This is a genomic window from Kosakonia sp. SMBL-WEM22, from assembly GCF_014490785.1.
Classification (GTDB): Bacteria; Pseudomonadota; Gammaproteobacteria; order Enterobacterales; family Enterobacteriaceae; genus Kosakonia.
The window spans coordinates 4618447-4636256 of record NZ_CP051488.1 but is presented as its reverse complement, the minus strand read 5'-3'; the positions used below and the strand labels follow the sequence as shown (position 1 = coordinate 4636256).

The 17810-nt window shown below is 58.6% G+C and carries 17 protein-coding genes and 1 pseudogene; 11 read left to right on the top strand and 7 right to left on the bottom strand.

Going from position 1 to position 17810, the window contains the following annotated elements:
• The 6 genes from arnC to arnF are packed head-to-tail and all read left to right on the top strand — an operon-like array spanning position 1 to position 6220.
• Positions 1-984 (top strand): undecaprenyl-phosphate 4-deoxy-4-formamido-L-arabinose transferase, encoded by a 984-nt coding sequence (gene arnC, locus HF650_RS22335; RefSeq protein WP_187800398.1) that lies wholly within the window; start codon positions 1-3, stop codon positions 982-984.
• The gene (arnA, locus tag HF650_RS22330; RefSeq protein WP_187800397.1) at positions 981-2960 is read left to right on the top strand and encodes a bifunctional UDP-4-amino-4-deoxy-L-arabinose formyltransferase/UDP-glucuronic acid oxidase ArnA; all 1980 of its coding nucleotides are present in this window, start codon (positions 981-983) and stop codon (positions 2958-2960) included. The genes arnC and arnA overlap by 4 nt, the downstream gene beginning before the upstream one ends.
• A gap of 2 nt (positions 2961-2962) precedes the next feature.
• Complete coding sequence (gene arnD / locus HF650_RS22325) at positions 2963-3865, top strand: 4-deoxy-4-formamido-L-arabinose-phosphoundecaprenol deformylase (RefSeq protein WP_187800396.1); 903 nt, start codon at positions 2963-2965, stop codon at positions 3863-3865.
• Positions 3862-5502, top strand: coding sequence for a lipid IV(A) 4-amino-4-deoxy-L-arabinosyltransferase (gene arnT / locus HF650_RS22320; RefSeq protein WP_187802789.1), 1641 nt, complete (start codon positions 3862-3864; stop codon positions 5500-5502). The genes arnD and arnT overlap by 4 nt, the downstream gene beginning before the upstream one ends.
• A complete protein-coding gene (gene arnE / locus HF650_RS22315; RefSeq protein WP_187800395.1) occupies positions 5499-5837 on the top strand; it encodes a 4-amino-4-deoxy-L-arabinose-phosphoundecaprenol flippase subunit ArnE in 339 nt (112 codons plus the stop codon). Before arnT ends, arnE begins: the two co-directional genes overlap by 4 nt.
• Positions 5834-6220, top strand: a complete 387-nt coding sequence (gene arnF / locus HF650_RS22310) for a 4-amino-4-deoxy-L-arabinose-phosphoundecaprenol flippase subunit ArnF (protein WP_187800394.1) — start codon at positions 5834-5836, stop codon at positions 6218-6220. The genes arnE and arnF overlap by 4 nt, the downstream gene beginning before the upstream one ends.
• Here arnF and HF650_RS22305 read toward each other — a convergent pair.
• A complete protein-coding gene (locus HF650_RS22305) occupies positions 6217-7266 on the bottom strand; it encodes an AI-2E family transporter (protein ID WP_187800393.1) in 1050 nt (349 codons plus the stop codon). The two genes, arnF and HF650_RS22305, sit on opposite strands and share 4 nt — an antisense overlap.
• Positions 7267-7377: 111 nt before the next feature.
• On the opposite strand from HF650_RS22305, the pseudogene HF650_RS22300 reads away from it, so the two are divergent.
• A pseudogene (locus HF650_RS22300) lies at positions 7378-8609 on the top strand (MFS transporter).
• 69 nt (positions 8610-8678) lie between these two features.
• Here HF650_RS22300 and HF650_RS22295 read toward each other — a convergent pair.
• Together HF650_RS22295 and HF650_RS22290 are read right to left on the bottom strand one after the other, a co-directional pair.
• The gene (locus tag HF650_RS22295; RefSeq protein WP_187800391.1) at positions 8679-9236 is read right to left on the bottom strand and encodes a DcrB family lipoprotein; all 558 of its coding nucleotides are present in this window, start codon (positions 9234-9236) and stop codon (positions 8679-8681) included.
• Between the two features lie 72 nt (positions 9237-9308).
• Positions 9309-9974 (bottom strand): 7-cyano-7-deazaguanine/7-aminomethyl-7-deazaguanine transporter, encoded by a 666-nt coding sequence (locus HF650_RS22290; RefSeq protein WP_187800390.1) that lies wholly within the window; start codon positions 9972-9974, stop codon positions 9309-9311.
• Between the two features lie 188 nt (positions 9975-10162).
• On the opposite strand from HF650_RS22290, the gene tusA reads away from it, so the two are divergent.
• The gene (gene tusA, locus HF650_RS22285) at positions 10163-10408 is read left to right on the top strand and encodes a sulfurtransferase TusA (protein WP_023481988.1); all 246 of its coding nucleotides are present in this window, start codon (positions 10163-10165) and stop codon (positions 10406-10408) included.
• On the opposite strand, the gene zntA is transcribed toward tusA, so the two are convergent.
• The 4 genes from zntA to rsmD form a co-directional block, all read right to left on the bottom strand.
• The gene (gene zntA, locus HF650_RS22280; RefSeq protein ID WP_187800389.1) at positions 10405-12612 is read right to left on the bottom strand and encodes a Zn(II)/Cd(II)/Pb(II) translocating P-type ATPase ZntA; all 2208 of its coding nucleotides are present in this window, start codon (positions 12610-12612) and stop codon (positions 10405-10407) included. The two genes, tusA and zntA, sit on opposite strands and share 4 nt — an antisense overlap.
• 75 nt (positions 12613-12687) lie before the next feature.
• Positions 12688-13314, bottom strand: a complete 627-nt coding sequence (locus tag HF650_RS22275; RefSeq protein ID WP_023482129.1) for a lysoplasmalogenase — start codon at positions 13312-13314, stop codon at positions 12688-12690.
• Between the two features lie 122 nt (positions 13315-13436).
• A complete protein-coding gene (locus tag HF650_RS22270; protein ID WP_223284346.1) occupies positions 13437-13706 on the bottom strand; it encodes a DUF1145 family protein in 270 nt (89 codons plus the stop codon).
• A complete protein-coding gene (gene rsmD / locus HF650_RS22265; protein ID WP_187800388.1) occupies positions 13696-14298 on the bottom strand; it encodes a 16S rRNA (guanine(966)-N(2))-methyltransferase in 603 nt (200 codons plus the stop codon). The genes HF650_RS22270 and rsmD overlap by 11 nt, the downstream gene beginning before the upstream one ends.
• Before the next feature lie 190 nt (positions 14299-14488).
• Between rsmD and ftsY the strand changes: the two genes are divergently transcribed.
• Genes ftsY through ftsX form a run of 3 tightly spaced genes read left to right on the top strand, consistent with a single transcriptional unit; the run spans position 14489 to position 17701 of the window.
• Positions 14489-15979: a signal recognition particle-docking protein FtsY gene (gene ftsY / locus HF650_RS22260; protein WP_187800387.1), complete on the top strand. Its 1491-nt coding sequence runs from the start codon at positions 14489-14491 to the stop codon at positions 15977-15979.
• 2 nt (positions 15980-15981) lie between these two features.
• Positions 15982-16650 (top strand): cell division ATP-binding protein FtsE, encoded by a 669-nt coding sequence (gene ftsE, locus HF650_RS22255; RefSeq protein ID WP_187800386.1) that lies wholly within the window; start codon positions 15982-15984, stop codon positions 16648-16650.
• A complete protein-coding gene (gene ftsX, locus HF650_RS22250; protein ID WP_187800385.1) occupies positions 16643-17701 on the top strand; it encodes a permease-like cell division protein FtsX in 1059 nt (352 codons plus the stop codon). The genes ftsE and ftsX overlap by 8 nt, the downstream gene beginning before the upstream one ends.
• Positions 17702-17810 lie beyond the last annotated feature (109 nt).

Below are 17810 nucleotides of genomic sequence, written 5' to 3'. Positions count from 1 at the left end.
ATGTTCACCCTTCCGCTTATCGAAAAAGTCTCGGTGGTGATCCCGGTTTATAACGAACAGGAGAGCCTGCCGGAGCTGATTCGCCGCACCACCACCAGCTGCGCGCAAATCGGTATCGATTACGAAATCCTGCTGGTGGATGACGGAAGCAGCGATGACTCCGCGCAGATGCTGACCGACGCAGCAGAGCAGCCCGACAGCCATATCGTCGCGGTGCTGCTTAACCGCAACTACGGTCAGCACTCGGCGATCATGGCCGGTTTCAGCCATGTCTCCGGCGATCTGGTCATTACTCTGGATGCGGATCTGCAAAATCCACCGGAGGAGATCCCGCGCCTGGTGGCAAAAGCCAACGAAGGGTATGACGTGGTGGGTACCGTGCGGCAAAACCGGCAGGACAGCCTGTTTCGCAAGCTGGCGTCGCGCGGCGTTAACCATCTGATTCAGCGCGCTACCGGGAAAGCGATGGGCGACTACGGCTGCATGCTGCGCGCCTATCGCCGCCATATTGTTGACGCCATGCTGCGCTGCCACGAGCGCAGCACATTCATTCCGATCCTCGCCAACACCTTTGCCCGCCGGGCGGTCGAGATCCCGGTGCAGCACGCCGAGCGTGAGTTTGGCGACTCGAAGTACAGCTTTATGCGCTTGATTAACCTGATGTACGACCTGGTGACCTGCCTGACCACCACGCCGCTGCGCCTGCTCAGCGTGTTTGGCAGCATCATCGCGCTGTTTGGCTTCTCGCTGTCGCTGCTGCTGGTGATCCTGCGGCTGGCGTTTGGCGCGCAGTGGGCGGGGGAAGGGGTGTTTACCCTCTTCGCCATTCTCTTCACCTTTATCGGCGCACAGTTTATCGGCATGGGCCTGCTTGGGGAGTATATCGGGCGCATTTACAACGATGTGCGCGCCCGTCCCCGCTACTTTATTCAACGCGTTGTCCGCCAGGATCATGACGTTTCGCAAGAGGAAAAGAACCAATGAAAGCCGTTGTTTTTGCTTATCACGATATGGGATGCGTCGGTGTGCAGGCGCTACTGGATGCCGGGTTTGATATCGCCGCGATTTTCACCCATGCCGACAACGCCCAGGAAAACGCCTTTTTCGGCTCGGTGGCGCGCCTGGCCGCTGAACGTGCTATTCCGGTCTATGCCCCGGATGACGTTAACCATCCGCTGTGGGTCGATCGCATTGCCGAGTTGAAGCCAGACGTCATTTTCTCGTTCTACTACCGTAACCTGCTTGGCGAAGCGATTCTGAGCAGCGCGCGCATTGGCGCGTTTAACCTGCACGGTTCACTGCTGCCCGCCTATCGTGGACGCGCGCCGCTCAACTGGGTGCTGGTGAATGGCGAAACGCAAACCGGCGTCACGCTGCACCGCATGATCGCCCGTGCCGATGCCGGAGCGATTATCGCCCAGCAAGCGGTCGAGATTGCCGACGCCGATGATGCGCTGTCGCTGCACCGTAAACTGACTGAGAGCGCAAAGCATCTGCTGGAAGGGGTGTTACCGACGCTGAAAAGCGGTACCTTCAGCGAAACCGCGCAGGATGAGAGCAAGGCGAGCTACGTGGGCCGCCGCACGCCGGAAGATGGGCGGCTGGAGTGGGAAAAACCGGCGCAAACCCTGCACAACCTGGTGCGCGCGGTGAGCGATCCGTGGCCGGGCGCGTTCAGCTTTGTTGGCACGCACAAATTTATCGTCTGGAAATCCCGCGTACGCAATGATGTGGCGCCAGCACGTGCCGGAACCGTTATCTCCGTCGCGCCGCTGATTATCGCCTGCGGCGAGGGCGCGCTGGAGGTGATGACCGGTCAGACTGAAAAGGGTGTTTATATGCAGGGCGCACAGCTGGCGCAGTCACTGGGGCTGGTGGCCGGGGCGCTGTTGAGCAGCAAACCGGTCGTTGCGGTAAAACGCCGCACTCGCGTGCTGATCCTCGGGGTAAACGGCTTTATCGGCAACCATCTGACGGAGCGCCTGCTGCGCGACGATAACTACGAGGTTCACGGCCTCGATATTGGTTCTGACGCCATCGGCCGTTTTCTCGACTGCCCACGTTTTCACTTTGTCGAAGGCGATATCAGCATCCATTCCGAATGGATTGAGTACCACATTAAAAAATGCGATGTGGTGCTGCCGCTGGTGGCGATCGCCACGCCGATTGAGTACACCCGTAACCCGCTGCGCGTCTTCGAACTCGATTTTGAAGAGAACCTGAAGATCATCCGCGACTGCGTGAAGTACAACAAACGCATCATCTTCCCGTCGACCTCGGAAGTGTACGGCATGTGCACCGATAAAGTGTTTGATGAGGATAACTCGAACCTGGTGGTCGGGCCGGTAAGCAAGCAGCGCTGGATCTACTCGGTGTCGAAGCAGCTTCTTGACCGCGTGATTTGGGCGTATGGCGAGAAAGAGGGGCTGCGATTTACCCTCTTCCGTCCCTTTAACTGGATGGGGCCGCGTCTGGATAATCTCAATGCTGCGCGCATCGGCAGCTCCCGCGCCATCACCCAGCTGATCCTCAACCTGGTGGAAGGTTCGCCAATCAAGCTGGTGGAGGGCGGAAAACAGAAGCGCTGCTTTACCGATATCAGCGACGGCATCGAAGCGCTGTTCCGCATTATTGAAAACCGCGACGGGCGCTGTGACGGGGAGATTATCAATATCGGCAACCCGGATAACGAAGCCAGTATCAAGGAGCTTGCCGAGATGCTGCTGGAGAGCTTTGAGCAGCATCCGCTGCGCCACCGTTTCCCGCCTTTTGCTGGTTTCCGCGACGTTGAGAGCAGCAGCTATTACGGCAAAGGCTACCAGGATGTTGAGCACCGCAAACCGAGCATTCGCAACGCTAAACGCTGTCTGCAATGGGAGCCGACGGTGGCGATGCGCCAGACGGTTGATGAGACGCTCGACTTCTTCCTGCGCACGGTCGAACTGACGGATGAGCAATAAGCATGAAAAAAATCGGCTTACGTATTGATGTTGATACCTTCCGCGGCACACAGCAGGGCATGCCGCGCCTGCTGCAGCTGCTGGAGAAGCACCAGATCCAGGCGAGCGTCTTTTTTAGCGTCGGCCCGGACAATATGGGGCGGCATATCTGGCGTCTGCTGAAGCCGAAATTTTTCTGGAAGATGCTGCGCTCGCGCGCGGCATCGCTTTATGGCTGGGATATTCTGCTGGCCGGTACCGCATGGCCGGGGCGCATCATTGGTGATGCCAATGCCGGGGTCATTCGCCAGACGGCGCGCACCCATGAAGTCGGGCTGCACGCCTGGGATCACCACGCCTGGCAAAGCTGGAGCGGCATCTGGGATCAGGCGCGGCTGGAGCGGGAGATCGCCCGCGGCCTCTCGGCGCTGGAGCGGATTATTGGCCAGCCGGTCACCTGCTCGGCGGCGGCGGGCTGGCGGGCGGATCAACGTGTTGTGAAGGCGAAAGCAGTTTTCCCGTTCCGCTACAACAGCGACTGTCGTGGTAGCCAGCCTTTTCGCCCGCAACTGACAGAGACAACCTACGCCGCGCCACAAATCCCCGTCTCGTTACCCACCTGGGATGAGGTGGTTGGCTCCTCGGTAAGCGCTGAGGGTTTCAACCGCTTTATCCTCGATCGCATGCATCACGTCCAGGGCACGCCGGTCTACACCATTCACGCAGAAGTGGAAGGGATTATCGGTGCCGATACGTTTGATCAGCTGCTGGCGATGGCGGCGCGAGAAGAGATTACGTTTTGCCCGCTGGGGCAGTTGCTACCGGACGATGTCACGACATTGCCGCCCGGCAAAGTGGTACGCGGCGAAGTGGTTGGACGCGAAGGGTGGCTGGGATGCCAACAACTGTTGAGTGCACAACGATGAAACCTGTTCACTATGGTTTAGCGCTGCTGGCGCTGTTTGCCCTTTATTACCTTGCGCCGCTGGAGTACCGCCTGCTCTGGCAACCGGATGAGACCCGCTATGCGGAGATCAGCCGCGAGATGCTGCAGAGCGGCGACTGGATGGTGCCCCATTTTCTGGGGCTGCGCTATTTTGAAAAGCCGATCGCCGGATACTGGATCAACACCCTCGCGCAGTGGATGTTTGGTCACAATAACTTCGCGGTACGCTTTGGCGCGGTCTTCTCTACCACCATTTCTGCCCTGCTGGTTGGCGCGTTAGCATGGAGGATGTGGCGCGACAAAGCGACGGCGCTCCTCTCCGGTGTCATCTACCTGACCGTGCTGCTGGTGTACGGTGTTGGTACCTATGCGGTGCTGGATCCGATGATCGCCTTATGGATGACGCTGGCGATGTTCAGCTTCTGGCTGGCGGCGCAGGCCAGCAGCCGACGCGGGAAAGCGGGCGGCTATCTGCTGCTCGGTATCGCCTGCGGCATGGGGGTGATGACCAAAGGGTTCCTCGCGCTGGCACTGCCGGTTATCGGCGTACTGCCGTGGGTAATTGCGCAGCGGCGCTGGAAAGAGGTGCTGAACTGGGGCTGGCTGGCCGTGCTGGCCTGCGTACTGACGGTGCTGCCATGGGGGCTGACCATTGCGGCGCGCGAGCCTGATTTCTGGCGCTACTTCTTCTGGGTGGAGCATATTCAGCGCTTTGCCCAGGATGACGCCCAGCATAAAGCCCCGTTCTGGTATTACATCCCCTGTTTACTTGCCGGCTCGCTACCGTGGCTTGGGCTGCTGCCCGGTGCGCTGAAAACCGGCTGGCGCGCGCGCAGTGATGCTTTCTACCTGCTCGGTTGGGTGGTAATGCCGCTGATCTTCTTCAGCATCGCGCAGGGAAAACTGTTGACCTATATTCTGCCCTGCTTTGCGCCGCTGGCGATATTGATGGCGCGTTACGCCCGCACGGCCGCGAGCGGAAAAGTGCTGCGCATCAATGCCGGGATCAATATCGCTTTCGGGGTCACTGGCGTGATCGCCGCGCTGGTGGTGTCGCCGTGGGGATTATTGAAGCACCCCGTCTGGCTGCCCATCGAAGAGTATAAAGCCGCGCTCGCCGCCTTTATCTTTCTGATGTGGGCGCTGGTCGGGCTGTTTACTTTCAAGGCTTGCGCTGAACGTTGGCCCTTCGCCGCGCTTTCGCCGCTGGCGCTGGCATTGCTGGTGGGGTTTGCCATTCCGGATAAAGTGATGGATTCCAAACAGCCGCAGTTCCTGATCGCCTGCATTGATGACGCGCTGGCCGAGAGCCGCTATGTGCTGTCAGATAATCCCGGCGTCGCCTCCGGGCTTGCCTGGGAGCTGAGGCGCAGCGATATCATGCTGTTCGGGTCGCGCGGTGAGCTGGCTTATGGCTTAAGTTACCCCAATGGTAAAGAGCGTTTTGTCGCCGAGCGTGATTTCACCGACTGGCTGGCCGGGCATCGCCAGCAGGGGATCGTCTCTCTGGTGCTGCACCAGTCGCAGGCCGATGAGTTTATGCACCTGCCCATTCCGAAGCCGGATAACGTCTATCAGCAGGGGCGAATGGTGTTACTACAGTACTTTCCGCAATGAGTAGCTGGATCTGGCTCGGTGCTGCCAGCCTGTTGAGCTGCCTCGGTCAGTTGTGCCAGAAGCAGGCGACGCGCCCGGCGCGCGGTGCATCGCGCGGCAGGCACGTTGGCCTGTGGCTGGCGCTGGCGCTGCTGGCGCTGGGGGCGGGGATGGTGCTGTGGCTGCTGGTGTTACAGCGCATTCCGGTTGGCATTGCCTACCCGATGTTGAGCCTCAATTTTGTCTGGGTGACCCTCGCGGCGAGGGCAATCTGGCATGAGCAGATCACGCTGCGCCATGCCTGCGGTCTGGTGTTGATTATCATCGGTGTAGCGCTGCTCGGGAGTTCATTATGAAGGGGCTGCACTGGGCGCTTCTCAGTGTGCTGCTGGTGAGTGGAGCACAACTGTTACTGCGTGATGGCATGCTGTCGCTGCCACCGTTAACCGATCCGCGCGCCTTCTTGCTGGCGCTGCTGCATGGTCAGACCGGCACGCTGGCGCTGCTGTTGGGGTTGATGGGCTATGTGGCCTCGATGGGCTGTTGGTATCTGGCTCTGCACCGGATGGCGCTGAGCAAAGCTTATGCTCTGCTCAGCCTGAGTTACATTCTGGTGTGGGCTGCCGCTATCTGGCTGCCTGGCTGGCATGAACCCTTCACGCTGCGCGGTGCGTTTGGCGTGGCGCTGATTGTGGCGGGCGTGCTGGTTATCTTCCTGCCCGCCCGCAAGAGAGCTTAACCGGGTAACCGCGATTTCGGTCGGCCTGGGCCAAGCATGATCGCCAGCTTGCTGCCGCCGGTGGTGGTCTCCATCCAGATTTTGCAGACGCTGGTGAGCGGCACCGAGAGTAGCATCCCCACCGGGCCGAGCAGCCATCCCCAGATTAATAATGAGAGGAACACTACCAGCGTCGACATGCCTAGGCGGTGGCCCATCATGCGCGGCTCAAGGATATTGCCAATCAGCATGTGCACCACCAGGAACAGCGCGCCGACTAACAGGCATTCGTAAGTGCCATTGAACAGCAGGGCCTGGATCATCGGCGGAATAGCGGAGATCACCGACCCGATATTGGGCACGTAGTTCAGCAAGAAGGCGAGCACGCCCCACATCAGGGCAAACTGCACATCCAGCGCCACCAGCCCAACCCAGACAATCAGCCCGGTCCAGACGCTGAGCAGCGTTTTCAGCGCCAGGTAGTGCGAAACCCCTTTCAGCGCGCGGTGCAGCCCGGCGATATGGATCTGCGGATTATTCAGGGAGAAGCGCATTTTGTAGGGCACGTGGCGCACTTCGAACAGCATAAAGACCACCGTCATCACCAGCAGCACCACACTTGCCATCGCATTCGATAACTGTGTTGCCATGGTAGTGGCGAAGGACATCATGCGGTCCGAGTCCATGCGTTGCAGCATACGCTCCGGCGAGAGATGCAGATGCAGGAACGGCAGCGCGTCCTGCAGTTGCAAAAACTTGCGTGTCAGCTCGCGGTTATACTTCGGCAGCAGGGTCATAAAGTCGTTCATCGACGCGGCAAGCACGGCGAATAACGCTGTCAGAAAGACCAACATCACCACCACCACAATGGCAATGGCCGCCGGTCGCTTGATGCCGCGGCGGAGAAACCAGGTCACCAGCGGATTGAGAACGATGGCGAAAAAGAGCGCCAGCAGAAGTTGCACAATAATATCGGCTGCGGCGTGGATACCGGCGAGGATAATCACCAGTGACGCCAGTTTGAGAAGAATGTGGAGGCCCGCCCGGTCTGGCTGAGGTTGCATCATGAGTAATTCCTTTTTTTTCTTATTGCCAGTAAGTGTAGTGCGCCGCGCGACCTTCGCCTGACAGAGATAATCTTAAAGTCGTGCTGCTTTCTACCTTGTGTCGTGGTAATAGTGAAACACTGTTGTAAAAATCTGAGTAAATCCTGATGCCTGAACACCGCGCTGAAACGGCGCCGAGCGGATTGCGCCTCAATCTGCGGATTTTGTCCGTCGTGATTTTTAACTTCGCCAGCTATCTCACCATCGGTCTGCCGCTGGCGGTATTGCCTGGTTTTGTCCATGACGTGATGGGCTACAGCGCCTTCTGGGCGGGGCTGGTGATAAGTCTCCAGTACTTCGCCACGCTGCTCAGCCGCCCGCACGCCGGGCGCTATGCCGATCTGCTGGGGCCAAAAAAAGTGGTGATTTTTGGCCTCTGCGGCGCGTTTCTCAGCGGGCTCTGCTATCTGCTGGCGGCAATGGGACAGCAGTCGGGTGTGTTAAGCCTGGCGCTGCTCTGCCTTGGGCGGGTGATTTTAGGTATCGGCCAGAGTTTTGCCGGCACCGGCGCGACGCTGTGGGGCGTTGGCGTGGTCGGCTCGGTGCATATTGGGCGCGTGATCTCGTGGAACGGCATTGCCACCTACGGGGCGATGGCGCTTGGTGCGCCGCTCGGGGTGTTCTGTTATCACTACGGCGGCCTGCAGGGGCTGGCGGTGACGATTATGGCCGTCGCGCTGCTGGCGGTGCTGCTGGCGCTACCGCGTGCGGCGGTAAAAGCGAGTAAAGGCAAGCCGCTGCCGTTTCGTGCCGTGCTTGGGCGCGTCTGGCTCTACGGGCTGGCGCTGGCGCTCGGTTCGGCGGGCTTTGGCGTGATCGCCACCTTTATTACCCTCTATTACGATGCCCGCGGCTGGGACGGTGCGGCATTCGCCCTGACGCTCTTCAGCGTGGCGTTTGTTGGCGCGCGCCTGCTCTTTCCCAACGCTATCAACCGTCTTGGCGGCCTCAACGTGGCGCTGATCTGCTTTGCGGTGGAGACCTGTGGCCTGGTGCTGGTCGGCCTGGCGGTCGATCCGTGGATGGTGAAACTGGGCGTCTTTCTGACCGGGGCCGGCTTCTCGCTGGTCTTCCCGGCGCTGGGCGTGGTGGCAGTAAAAGCGGTGCCGCAGCACAATCAGGGCTCGGCGCTGGCGACCTATACGGTGTTTATGGATCTCTCGTTAGGCGTGACCGGCCCGCTGGCAGGGCTGCTGATGGCCTGGGCGGGCGTCTCTTCCATCTACCTTGCCGCCGCCGGGCTGGTGGCAGTTGCGCTGCTGTTGGCGTGGCGGTTAAAGCAGAGAGTACCGGATAGCGCGTAAACGGTTATCCGGGCTGGCATAAAAAAAGGGAACCCGCAGGTTCCCTTTCTCTTTTTGATTGTTGCGGCGTTATTTCACCACGATGGTGTTGATAATGTTCTCGGCAGCGGTCTGCGCCTGCTGCTGATTATCCGCCGGCAGCGTTACCTGAAGGGTCACCAGGTGGTTATCAATTTTCCCCAGCACCACGGAGGACCATGCGGTCTGGCCTTTGGCGGAGATCACGCTGTCGAGCTGTTGCAGGGTCTGCCCTTTCAGCTCAACAGAACGGTTGGTTACGACCTGCAACTGCGGATCGCGGCTGCGCTGCTGATCTTCCAGACGCTTCGCCAGCACGCTCAGATCTTCCTGCGTGTTGTCGCCAACAATCACAATTACCGCTTTCTGGCCGGTGGCGTCAGAGTAGACGTGCATGTTGTTGGATTGCGTACCCAGCTTGCCGCTCTGATCGGTCATATCCGCAGGCAGCGAGAAGCTCAGTTTACCGTCGAGCAGGGTCACCGGCTGGCCGGAGGCGTTGCTCTCTGCGGCAGCACCCTGCACGGGCTTTTTGCTATCGCTGTTATCACAGGCAGCCAGCCCCATCACCAGCAGGCCAATACCGACATATTTCACCAGATTGCGCATTGACTTCATCCTTTCAATAAACAGCCATAATGGCTCGTTGTTCCATATTATCACAACTGATAAGTCGTACCTTTAACCCGCCTGTAATGCGGAGATTTCAGATTTGTCTGCCAGCCTTTTCAGCAACATATTCAACAGCACACCGTACATCGGCAGGAAGAAGACGATGCTGATAAGCACCTTGAAGCTGTAGTCCACCAGCGCGATTTCGGTCCAGTGCTGCGCCATAAAGGGATCGGGGCTGCGCCAGAAGGCGATAAAGAAGAAGGCTACCGTATCGCTGGCGTTACCAAAAATGGTCGAGGCCGTCGGCGCAAGCCACCAGCGGCGGCTTTGGCGCAGGCGGTTAAAGACGTGCACATCGAGGATCTGCCCCAGCGCATAGGCCATAAAGCTGGCGGCGGCGATACGCGCCACAAACAGGTTAAAGTGGGCGAGCGCGCCGAAACCTTGCCAGCTGCCCATATAAAAGAGCGACGAGATAACGTAGGAGGCGAGCAGGGCGGGCACCATCACGGCAAAGATAATCTTACGTGCCAGAGGCGCGCCGAAGATGCGCACGGTGAGATCCGTTGCCAGGAAGATAAACGGAAAACTGAATGCGCCCCAGGTGGTGTGGAAGCCGAAAATGGCGACCGGGAGCTGCACCAGATAGTTGCTGGAGATAATCACCAGCAGGTGGAAAAGCGATAGCCAGACCAGCGCCTTCATGCGCTGTGCGTTGGAAAAGTGCGTCATATTGTGACCTTTTTGGTAAATGGGGTGAGGGAACCCAGTTCAATTTATGCTCTGCCAGGCAGAAGCCGCCGCATGATACTGCAATCATCGCGCGATGCAACGGCTAATTTTAACGCAATCGTTAACCTCCCTTGCGCCCGAAAAATGGCAGCGTAAACTAGGGCGGTTTTTTCACTTGTGAGATGAAGATGAGCGATCCGTTTTCTACCGCCGACCACACTCTTGACGCCCTTGGCCTGCGCTGCCCGGAGCCGGTAATGATGGTGCGCAAAACCGTGCGTAATATGCAGGTTGGCGAAACTGTACTGATTATCGCCGACGATCCGGCAACCACCCGCGATATTCCCGGCTTCTGCCGTTTTATGGAACATGAGCTGGTTGCCGACCAGACCGAAACGCTGCCCTACCGCTATTTAGTGCGTAAAAGCCACTAATCGTTGCGGCGTAACAGGCGCAGCGCGTTGGCAGTCACTAGCACCGTTGCGCCGGTATCCGCCAGCACCGCCAGCCATAATCCGGTGATCCCCAAAAGTGTGGTGACCAGCAAAACCCCCTTCAGCCCCAGCGCAATGGCGATGTTCTGACGAATATTACGGTGCGTGGCGCGCGCCAGGCGGATCATCTGCCCAAGGCCGGAGAGCCGGTTATGGGTTAACGCCGCGTCGGCACTCTCCAGCGCGACATCGGTGCCGCTGCCCATCGCAATACCAATTGTTGCCGCTTTCATCGCCGGAGCATCGTTGATGCCGTCGCCGACCATCGCCAGCGGAGCCTCTTCATTCAGGGCGCGTACGGCGCTGACTTTATCCTCCGGCAGCAGCCCGGCACGGAATTCCAGACCCAACTCACCGGCAATCGCTGCCGCTGCCCGCGGGTTATCGCCGGTGAGGATCACGCCCGTGATGCCAAGAGTATGCAGCTCGGCTACTGCGGCTTTCGCATCGTCGCGCAGGGTGTCCTGTAGCGCCAGCGTACCGATAACGGCATTATCGCGCAGAACCACTACCACCGTTTGCCCCTGCGCTTCCTGCTGCTCAATCTGCTTGCGTCCTGCGTCATTAAGCAGGCCCGCTGGCACCTTTTCCGGTGCGCAGATGTGAATGTTATGCGCGCCGATACGCGCTTCGATACCTTTCCCGGCCAGCGCACGTTGCCCGTCGGCCTGCGGAATAGCGATGCCACGACGCTGCGCCTCCTGCACAATCGCCAGCGCCAGCGGGTGTGTCGAGCCCTGCTCAACCCCGGCGCTGAGTGCCAGCAGCTCCTGCTCTTCTGTACCCGAAAATGCCTGAATGGCGACCAGCTGTGGTTTGCCGAGAGTCAGCGTGCCGGTCTTATCAAATGCCACTTGACGCAGGGTGCCGAGCTGCTCCAGCGCCGCGCCGCCTTTAATCAGCGCCCCGCGACGTGCTGCTGCTGCCAGACCCGAGGTGATGGCCGCAGGGGTGGAGATCACCAGCGCGCACGGGCAGCCGATCAGCAGCAGCGCCAGCCCTTTGTAGATCCACTCCAGCCACGGAGCGGAAAAGAGCAGGGGCGGAACCACCGCCACCAGTAGCGCCACGGCCATAATCGCTGGCGTATAAATGCGGCTGAAGCGATCGATAAAGCGCTCAATGGGGGCGCGGCGCTCTTCCGCCTCCTCAATCAGTTTCAGGATGCGGTCGATGGCGCTTTCGCCCGCTTTTGAAACGACTTCCAGAGTAATGAGCCGATCGACGCTGGTGGCACCTGCGGGCACGCTTTCGCCCGCACTGCGCTCGACGGGCAGCGATTCGCCGGTTAACGCACTCTCATCAAAACTGGCGAACGGCGAGATAAGGCGGCCATCTGCCGGTAAGCGCCCGCCCGCGGGAACTTCAATGGTATCGCCGGGTCGCAGCTGGCTGGCAGGGATAGTTTCACGCACGCCGCTGCGCACGCGAATGGCGCTATCGGGTTTAAGTGCCATCAGTGCGCTCACGCCCTTGCGCGCGCGGCTGGCGGCCCAGCCTTCAAGCCGCTCGCCAATTAGAAACAGCAGCAGCACCATCGCCGCTTCGGCGGTCGCGCCAATCACCAGTGCGCCAATCGCCGCCACGCTCATTAAGGTTTCAATGGCGAACCAGCTGCCGCTTCTTATCAGGCGCACGGCCTGGCGGGCAATGGGCCATAAGCCGACCAGCGTGGTGAGAACAAAAGCCGCCTGGCCGAAGGGGTGATTGAACTGCTCCAGCCCCCAGCTCAGAATCATCATCACGACGAGCAGGATCAGCGGCAGGTTGTCGCGCAGGGGAGAAGATGCAGGCGGGGGAGCGCTGTTTTCGCTGCGAAGCTGGTAGCCCGCCTGCATAACGGCTTTTTCTACGTGCTCGCGCACATCACTTTGCGCGATGACTATCAGCTTTTCGGTGGCAAAGGCGACCTGCACCTGGGTGATGCCTTCGAGCTGGCGTACCGCGTTTTCCACTTTACGGGCGCAGGCGGCGCAATCCATACCGCTCACTTGCCAGCTAAAGCGATCGCCTGCGGCGTTTATTTCCGGTGCGGAACGGCTTTCACAGCGTGTATCGCCGCAGCAGGGGGTATTGTTTTCAGCAACGGGGCGCAGTTTGAGTGCGGCAAAGTGCGGCGTTTTCTTTAGCTCGGGTGCAGCCATCGCATCCTCCGGGGAATGATAATTTTCTCATTAACCGGAGGATACACTCTGGAGTCGACTCCAGAGTCAAGCGCTTTAGATATAGAGCGAGCGGACGATCAGGAAGTGGCCGGCAAAATAGCAGGCAGAGGAGATGGCGTTATCCGCGCTAAAGCGTTTACGGTAGTGGCTGCCGAGCCAGACAATATTGCCGATAAGCAGCAGCGACGCACCGATAAACGCCGACAGCGCCTGGCTGGTCGGGCGGAAGAACCACAGCTCACCGGCCAGCCACACCATCACCAGCGTCATGGCGACAAAGGTGGAGACGGCCATGCGCAGCTCTTCAAGACGCGTCCAAATCACCGCCAGCAGTAGGGCACCAATCACCAGTAGTACCAGCGGCAGCGGCCAGAAGAAAGTCAGCGTCATCTGGCTGGCGAAATAGATAGTGTAAAGCAGATGGGCCAGGAAGAAGGCGCCGATAGCGTAAAGTAACTTTTGCCGCGGCAGCAGCGTCAGGGCATCACCCACCAGCGAGGCACACAGACCCGCCAGCACCAGATAGCTGATGGCATCAAACATGGGCGCTTGCCAGGCGAGCAGGAGTAACAACAGAAGGGTTACGGGTTTAAACACCCAGCGTTGCCACACCGGGCCACGATAGGAAGCGTCGACGTATAACCAGCCGGAAAAGCAGACAGCAATAAATGACCACAGCATAATTAAGTCCCTGTAACTGTTATTGTTGCGTAAAACTCTCCTCTCAAGTGTAGTGGCGTAAAAAGGGGGATGACAATGCGAACTTCCCCCAATGCCCTGCAATTCCGCCTAATCTGACAGAGTTATCTCTTTGCTTTCAGCTTCTTCTGCCACACCAGCAGTTCAAAGACGCCGAAAAGAAAAATGCGCAGCTGCTCGACTTTGGTCATCTGCGGCCCCTCTTTCGGCAGCGCGGTTTTCATCATCGTCGCCTGCAAAGCATGCATAAAGAAGGTAAAAACCAGCGCGACGTTGACGAAAATATTCAACGGGCGCGGAAAGGGGTGGATCAGATTGAAGATCAGAAAGGCCCAGATGCAGAGCATCATCAGGCGGCCCAGATTAATCAGCAACGGCATGCTTCTCTCCTTGTGCTTCGCGGTGATACAAACGGTAAGCCACCTGGCCCGCGACTTTTTCCCGGTGTAAATGCCAGTGCGCAGGCACCGACGGTAAGCCATTTTCCACTTCGCTCTCGATATAAATGAGCGCGTCATCTGCCAGCCAGCCGTTGTTCTCCAGCAAACGCACGGTCTCATCCAGCATCCCTTTGCGAAACGGCGGATCGATAAACACAATGGTGTGCGGCGTGCCCGCAGCAGCTAAAAAGCTCAGTGTGTTGCTGTTAACGACTTTGGCGTTGGTGGCTTTAAGCGTAGCGAGGTTTTGCTGGAGCTGCTGGGCGACGCTGCGCTCCATCTCGACAAGTGTCGCGCTGGCGGCGTAGCGGGAGAGCGCTTCCAGCCCGAGCGCGCCGCTGCCGGCGAAGCAGTCGAGACAGCGGGCGTCAACCATTGAAGGTGCCAGCCAGTTAAATAGCGTTTCGCGCACGCGATCGGTGGTTGGGCGCAGGCCTGGGCTGTCGGGAACCGGCAATTTACGGCCCCGCCACTGCCCGCCAATAATACGAATTTGTCCGCTGGCGGCACGGTTGGGTTTCTTCATGGTCTTCGCTTTGCTCATCATTTCGGCCTGCTATTCTAGCGGGCGGATGAATTGCGTTAAACCCTAATCCTCAGGCCGTGATGAGAGATAAGGAAAGTGTTAGACTATCCGACTAATTCACCAATGATTTCAGTCCTGGTCGAGCAGACAGGCTGCGCTATAGAATCAACAGCGAGGAGTGTAGTCGCCAATGGCAAATGAAAAGAAACGTGGCTTTTTTTCCTGGCTGGGCTTTGGGCAGAAAGAGCGGGCCGATGAGGCGCAAGCTGAAGAGCAGAAAACGGCTGAACAACCGCCAGAAGAGACGCCGGTTGCCGAGCCTGCCGCCGACAGCGAAAAGTTCGCTGAAGAGGTTGTCGAGGTTAGCGAGCAGCTGGCACATGAAGAGGCCCAGCTTCCGGTCGTTGAAGAGCGCGTTGCAGAAGAAGCGGTTGTCGAAGAGCAGGTTATCGACGAACCGGCTGTTGAAGAGCCCGTCGAAGAGATTATCGACGCTGCACCCGTTGCCGCCGTTGAGCATGAAGCGCTGCTGCTGCCGGAAGAGCTTGCCGAACAGCGTATAGAAGCTGAAGAGTGGCAGGCCGAAGCCGAGCCGCTGGTCACCGCGAACGTAGAAGCCGACGAGCCAGAAGTTGAAGAGATAGAAGACGAGACGCTGCCGAGCGAAGAAGAGCTGGATGCGCTGGCGGCTGAAGCGGCGGAAGAAGCGGTGATGGTTGTGCCGGTCGACGAGCCGGTTCAGGAGCAGGAGAAGCCGACGAAAGAGGGTTTCTTCGCGCGTTTAAAACGCAGCCTGCTGAAAACGAAAGAGAATCTCGGTTCCGGATTTATCAGTCTGTTCCGCGGTAAGAAAATCGATGATGATCTCTTCGAAGAGCTGGAAGAGCAGTTGCTGATTGCCGATGTCGGCGTTGAGACCACGCGAAAAATCATCACCAACCTGACGGAAGGGGCCAGCCGCAAGCAGCTGCGCGACGCTGAAGCGTTGTATGGCCTGCTGAAAGAGGAGATGAGTGAGATCCTCGCGAAGGTGGACGAGCCGCTGAATGTCGAAGGCAAAACGCCGTTTGTCATCCTGATGGTCGGCGTGAACGGCGTCGGTAAAACTACCACCATCGGCAAGCTGGCCCGTCAGTTTGAGCAGCAGGGCAAATCGGTGATGCTGGCGGCGGGCGATACCTTCCGTGCGGCGGCGGTTGAGCAGCTGCAGGTATGGGGTCAGCGCAATGATATTCCGGTGATTGCCCAGCATACCGGCGCGGATTCCGCTTCGGTTATCTTTGATGCTATTCAGGCAGCGAAGGCGCGTAATGTCGATGTGCTGATTGCGGATACCGCTGGCCGTCTGCAGAATAAATCGCACCTGATGGAAGAGCTGAAAAAGATTGTGCGCGTGATGAAGAAGCTGGATGAAAATGCGCCGCACGAAGTGATGCTCACGATTGATGCCAGCACCGGGCAAAATGCGGTAAGCCAGGCCAAACTGTTCCACGAAGCGGTCGGTTTAACCGGCATCACGCTGACCAAGCTTGATGGCACCGCGAAAGGTGGGGTGATCTTCTCGGTCGCGGATCAGTTTGGTATTCCCATCCGCTATATCGGTGTTGGCGAACGTATTGAAGATTTGCGTCCGTTTAATGCGGGCGATTTTATTGAGGCGCTTTTTGCCCGAGAGGATTAACAATGATTCGCTTTGAACATGTCAGCAAAGCCTATCTCGGTGGGAGACAAGCGCTGCAGGGGGTGACCTTTCACCTGCAGCAGGGCGAGATGGCGTTTCTGACCGGGCACTCCGGCGCGGGGAAAAGTACCCTGCTGAAGCTGATCTGTGGGATTGAACGGCCAAGTGCCGGGAAAATCTTCTTCAGCGGCCACGAAATTTCCCGGCTGAAAAACCGCGAAGTGCCGTTTTTGCGCCGCCAGATCGGCATGATTTTCCAGGATCACCATCTGCTGATGGATCGCACGGTGTTTGATAACGTCGCGATCCCGCTGATTATCGCCGGTGCCAGCGGAGATGATATCCGCCGTCGCGTGTCGGCGGCGCTGGATAAAGTCGGTCTGCTCGACAAAGCGAAAAGCTTCCCGATCCAGCTCTCCGGCGGTGAACAGCAGCGGGTGGGCATCGCCCGCGCGGTAGTGAATAAACCCGCCGTACTGCTGGCGGATGAACCGACCGGTAACCTGGATGAAGCCCTCTCTGAGGGGATTTTACGTCTGTTTGAAGAGTTTAACCGCGTTGGGGTGACGGTACTGATGGCGACGCACGACATGGGGCTGATTTCCCGGCGTTCGTACCGCATGCTGAGCCTGAGCGACGGCCATTTGCATGGAGGCCTGGCGGGTGAATAAGCGCGACGCAATCAATCATATTCGGCAATTCGGCAGCAAGCTCGACCGTTTTCGCAAATCCTCCTCATCGGCGGGCGAAGGCAGCCGCAGCGCGCCGCGGCGTAACAAGCCGGCATCCCGGCCGCCTTCGCGTAAAACCAATGTTTTCAACGAGCAGATGCGCTACGCCTGGCATGGCGCGTTGCAGGATCTGAAGAGTAAACCGCTGGCGACGTTCCTGACGGTGATGGTGATTGCCATCTCGCTGACGCTGCCGAGCGTCTGCTATATGGTCTACAAAAACGTCAGCCATGCGGCGTCGCAGTACTACCCTTCGCCGCAGATCACCGTTTACTTCGATAAATCGCTGGATGATAACGCCGCGCAGCAGGTGGTCGGGCAGCTTCAGTCCGAACCGGGCGTCGAGAAGGTGAACTATCTCTCCCGCGAGGATGCACTCGGCGAGTTTCGTAACTGGTCCGGCTTTGGCGGCGCGTTAGATATGCTGGAAGAGAACCCGCTGCCGGCAGTGGCGGTGGTGGTGCCGAAAATCGATTTCCAGAGCACCGAGGCGCTGAACACGCTGCGCGATCGCATTACGCGTGTGCAGGGTATTGATGAAGTGCGCATGGATGATAGCTGGTTTGCGCGTCTGTCGGCGCTGACCGGGCTGGTTGGGCGCGTTTCGGCGATGATTGGCGTGTTGATGATCGCTGCCGTCTTCCTGGTGATTGGCAACAGCGTGCGTCTCAGCATCTTTGCTCGTCGTGACACCATTAATGTGCAAAAGCTGATTGGCGCAACGGATGGATTTATTCTGCGCCCGTTCCTTTACGGCGGCGCGCTGCTTGGCTTCTCCGGCGCGTTTTTATCACTCATTTTGTCTGAAATTTTGGTGATGCGACTCTCGTCGGCGGTGACGGATGTGGCGAAGGTCTTCGGCACGCAGTTTGAGTTAAGTGGCTTATCTTTCGATGAATGTTTGCTGCTGTTACTGGTCTGCTCGATGATTGGCTGGATTGCCGCCTGGCTGGCGACGGTTCAACATTTACGTCACTTTACTCCGGACTAACGATTCTCTGGTATACTCCTCCCCTGCAATGACGAATGCCGTTGCAGGGAGAGCGTACCCAACTATCTTGCTGTTCCCCGCGTCGGCTGTTCATCCGGATGTCACAATT

Bases quoted from the DNA above. Each gene is read 5' to 3' on its own strand.
- tusA (WP_023481988.1), top strand. From the start codon at position 10,163: ATGAGCGATCCGTTTTCTACCGCCGACCACACTCTTGACGCCCTTGGC.
- arnC (WP_187800398.1), top strand. From the start codon at position 1: ATGTTCACCCTTCCGCTTATCGAAAAAGTCTCGGTGGTGATCCCGGTT.
- HF650_RS22275 (WP_023482129.1), bottom strand. From the start codon at position 13,314: ATGCTGTGGTCATTTATTGCTGTCTGCTTTTCCGGCTGGTTATACGTC.
- arnA (WP_187800397.1), top strand. From the start codon at position 981: ATGAAAGCCGTTGTTTTTGCTTATCACGATATGGGATGCGTCGGTGTG.
- arnT (WP_187802789.1), top strand. From the start codon at position 3,862: ATGAAACCTGTTCACTATGGTTTAGCGCTGCTGGCGCTGTTTGCCCTT.
- arnD (WP_187800396.1), top strand. From the start codon at position 2,963: ATGAAAAAAATCGGCTTACGTATTGATGTTGATACCTTCCGCGGCACA.
- ftsY (WP_187800387.1), top strand. From the start codon at position 14,489: ATGGCAAATGAAAAGAAACGTGGCTTTTTTTCCTGGCTGGGCTTTGGG.
- HF650_RS22295 (WP_187800391.1), bottom strand. From the start codon at position 9,236: ATGCGCAATCTGGTGAAATATGTCGGTATTGGCCTGCTGGTGATGGGG.
- HF650_RS22290 (WP_187800390.1), bottom strand. From the start codon at position 9,974: ATGACGCACTTTTCCAACGCACAGCGCATGAAGGCGCTGGTCTGGCTA.
- zntA (WP_187800389.1), bottom strand. From the start codon at position 12,612: ATGGCTGCACCCGAGCTAAAGAAAACGCCGCACTTTGCCGCACTCAAA.
- arnE (WP_187800395.1), top strand. From the start codon at position 5,499: ATGAGTAGCTGGATCTGGCTCGGTGCTGCCAGCCTGTTGAGCTGCCTC.
- HF650_RS22305 (WP_187800393.1), bottom strand. From the start codon at position 7,266: ATGATGCAACCTCAGCCAGACCGGGCGGGCCTCCACATTCTTCTCAAA.
- rsmD (WP_187800388.1), bottom strand. From the start codon at position 14,298: ATGAAGAAACCCAACCGTGCCGCCAGCGGACAAATTCGTATTATTGGC.
- ftsE (WP_187800386.1), top strand. From the start codon at position 15,982: ATGATTCGCTTTGAACATGTCAGCAAAGCCTATCTCGGTGGGAGACAA.
- arnF (WP_187800394.1), top strand. From the start codon at position 5,834: ATGAAGGGGCTGCACTGGGCGCTTCTCAGTGTGCTGCTGGTGAGTGGA.